This is a genomic window from Okeania sp. (assembly GCF_983059655.1).
The window spans coordinates 1-3,525 of the sequence record NZ_CEZPJD010000813.1; the positions used below are offsets into that span (position 1 = coordinate 1).

3 protein-coding genes are annotated in these 3,525 nt (G+C 33.9%); all 3 read left to right on the top strand.

Annotated features, from left to right (window positions below):
• Positions 1–345 precede the first annotated feature (345 nt).
• Positions 346–1,551, top strand: coding sequence for a 4-hydroxy-3-methylbut-2-enyl diphosphate reductase (locus AC3DU7_RS28745; RefSeq protein ID WP_488042674.1), 1,206 nt, complete (start codon positions 346–348; stop codon positions 1,549–1,551).
• 389 nt (positions 1,552–1,940) lie between these two features.
• Positions 1,941–2,567: a hypothetical protein gene (locus AC3DU7_RS28750; protein WP_488042675.1), complete on the top strand. Its 627-nt coding sequence runs from the start codon at positions 1,941–1,943 to the stop codon at positions 2,565–2,567.
• 233 nt (positions 2,568–2,800) lie between these two features.
• Positions 2,801–3,525, top strand: a 725-nt coding sequence (locus tag AC3DU7_RS28755) for an RNA-guided endonuclease InsQ/TnpB family protein (RefSeq protein ID WP_488042676.1), incomplete at its 3' end; no start/stop codon positions are given.

Here is a 3,525-nt window from a genome sequence, read left to right on the forward strand (position 1 = left end):
GTGGGGGAGTGGGGGAGTAGGGGAGTAGGGGAGTAGGGGAGTAGGGGAGTGGGGGAGTAGGGAAGTAGGGGAGTGGGGACGTTGCATGCAACGTCCGAGAGCAAGAAGTAAACATAAGAATAATTAACATTAACTGAGCTGCTAGTTAGCAAAAATCAATTTTTTATGTATTTATTATTTAATAACTGAAGTGTTACTTAGTCTGCTTAATTAGCGATAGAAACATTTTTTATTCTCTATTATTCCTTGCTTTCTCATTCCTAATTCTTACTCCCTACCCGTAACGCTATAATTACTAATTGCTATAAGATGAAAGAAATTTAATCATTAGGTTGAAAATAATCTATGGATACAAAAGCTTTTACCAGGGCGCTAAAAAAATCTGAGAATTATAACCGCAAAGGGTTTGGTCATGCAGAAGAAGTCGCCACAGTTATGGAGTCTGTTTATCAAAGTAACCTAATTCAACAAATTAGAGAAGATAACTATACGCTACAAAAAGGTGATGTTACTATCAAACTCGCAAAAGCTTTTGGTTTTTGTTGGGGTGTTGAAAGGTCAGTAGCGATAGCTTATGAAACTCGTCAACATTTTCTTAACCAACAAATTTGGATTACTTATGAACTAATTCATAATCCTTCTGTTAATCAAGATATGAGGGAGATGAAAGTTAAATTTATTCCTTTAATTGATGGTAAAAAAGATTTTTCTGTAGTTGGAGATAATGATGTTGTAATCTTACCAGCTTTTGGCGCGAGTATTCAGGAAATGCAGATATTAAAGGATAAAAATTGCCAAATTGTTGATACTACTTGCCCTTGGGTTTCTAAAGTTTGGAACAGTGTTGAGAAGCACAAAAAGAAAAAATTTACTTCTATTATTCATGGCAAATATAGTCATGCAGAAACTATAGCTACTAGCTCTTTTGCTGATAAATATTTGATAGTTCTGAATAAATCACAGGCAGAATATGTATGTAATTATATTCTCAATGGTGGTAACCGTGATGAGTTTATGGATAAGTTTAAATTAGCTTATTCTGAAGGTTTCGATCCAGATTTAGATTTACAGCAAATTGGTATTGCTAATCAGACTACTATGCTGAAAACTGAGACTGAAGAAATAGGAAGGTTGTTGGAACGAACAATGATGAAAAAGTACGGACCAGATAAATTAAATGAACATTATCAAAATTTTAATACTATTTGTGACGCTACTCAAGAAAGGCAAGATGCAATGGCAGGTTTATTTGATGAAAAGTTAGATTTAATGGTAGTAATAGGAGGGTTTAATTCTTCTAATACGACTCATTTACAGGAAATGGCTATAGAAAATGGCATTCCTTCCTATCATATTGATGGTGCTAATAGGATTTTATCTGGGAATAGAATTGAACATAAACCTTTAGGAAATGAGATAAAAATATCTGAAGGTTGGCTGCCTGAAGGTCAGGTAGTTGTAGGTGTGACTTCTGGCGCTTCAACTCCAGATAAAGCTGTTGAAGATACTATTAATAAAATTTTGGAGATGAAATTGGTTACTGTGAATTAAATATTAGTCTGTTTTGAGATAGCAGTCAGCGGTCAGCGGTCAGCTTTCAAGGCATAAAATGGGAGATACGAGAAGCTGCTCCGCAGAAATAGATAATCTTAATTACAGAGTTGATCGGCAGCTTAGAAACTACAACTTTGCCTTTTAAGGCGAAATATTTTTGGAGGTTTACTCAAATACCCGTTACAAAAATAATTTTTGACTTTTGACTTCTGACTTCTGACTTCGTTAAGGCTTTCTTTTTTCCTGATGCACACCAAGAAAATGAAACTTTAGATAAAGAATTTCAACAAATTGTTCAAGATGCTAGTGGATAATTAATAATTAATAATTAGAGATATTTTTCATTATCCATTGTTTATTATCCATTATCAATTAATAAGTATCGGTTGAAAAATACAGAAGTCGTAAGTTTACCTCTGTTGGGAGATGAAAAGAAAAAATGGCGACCAAGAAAATATAGTTATAGTCGTTGGGGTTATCAATTAAAATTGAAATTTCCTATAGTTAAATTGTTAGACTATGAGAAAAATTGGGAATTATTAGCTGAAAATAATAATCCCTTTGCGGTGGTTATTATGGCTTACTTAAAAAGTAAGGAAACTCGAAAAAATCCTCTCATTAGATTGGAAAGTAAATTAACTTTGGTGCGGTTACTATATGAGAGGGGTTATAGTAGAGAAATGGTGATTCAGTTGTTCAGATTAATAGACTGGATGATGATTTTACCAGAAGAATTGAAAAGACAATTTCAAACAGAAGTGTATAATTATGAGGAAGAAAAAAAGATGCCTTATATTACCAGTATTGAAGAAATTGGTATAGAAAAAGGGGAACTCAAATCTACAAAAGAATCAATAATCACAGTGTTAGAAACTAGGTTTGAAAATGTGCCTACAAATATTGTGGATGCTGTTAATGAAATTGATAATATTCAGGAACTAAAACAGTTAACTAAAACTGCTGTTTTAATTGATTCTTTGGAAAGTTTTACCACCCTCTTACCTCAGAAATAGCGATCGCCTGTCCGTCTACTAGACTAAATTGTTAGAAAAAAGAGAAGGTAACTGCTATAAGTATACCTAACTTAGGTATCACATACATGAAGGGGCTATCAACAGTATTAAAATAATTGGACAAAGTTAAACACAATTAGACATTTATTGTGATACGCTAGATTTATGTCTAACTTATTAACTAGATATGAAACAGTAGAACTGCGCGCTTAGTGCCAACAAAAACAATAATCATGAAATCCTTTAAAACTAAGTTAAAACTTAACAATTACCAAAAAACAATACTTGCCAAACACGCAGGTGTTGCTCGTCATGCTTATAACTGGGGGTTAGCAACTTGTATTACTGAGTACGAAGAAACTAAAAAACGCCCAAGCGCCATCACCCTGCATAAGCGTTTAGTAGCCGAAGTCAAATCAATTAATCCCTGGTACTATGAGGTATCTAAATGTGCCCCACAGCAAGCATTAAGAGATTTAGAGAGGGCATTTAAAAACTTTCTAACTATTCCGAGCCGTGGATTTCCAGTTTTTAAGAAAAAAGGAAGAAAAGACAGTTTTTATTTAGAAGGAAGTATTAAGATTATTCAAGGGAACTACATAAAATTACCCAGAATAGGAATAGTAAAAACATACGAAATCTTACCTTCTGTGCCAGTAAAAAACGTAACTATATCCAAACGAGCAGATAGTTGGTACATCAGTTTCAAGTACAATTTTGAGCCATGTCCAACAGAAAAAGTAGGAGAAACTATAGGTGTAGACATAGGCATAAATACATTAGCAACCTGTTCTGATGGCAGTAAATTTGCCAATGTCAAAGCCTACAGGCAAGCCAAAAAACGATTAGTTCGTCATCAACGTGCAGTCAGCAAAAAAGTTATTGGCTCCAAAAACAGACGCAAAGCAGTAAAAAAACTTGCCATACTCCACAAAAAAGTAGCCGATATCAGAGCAGA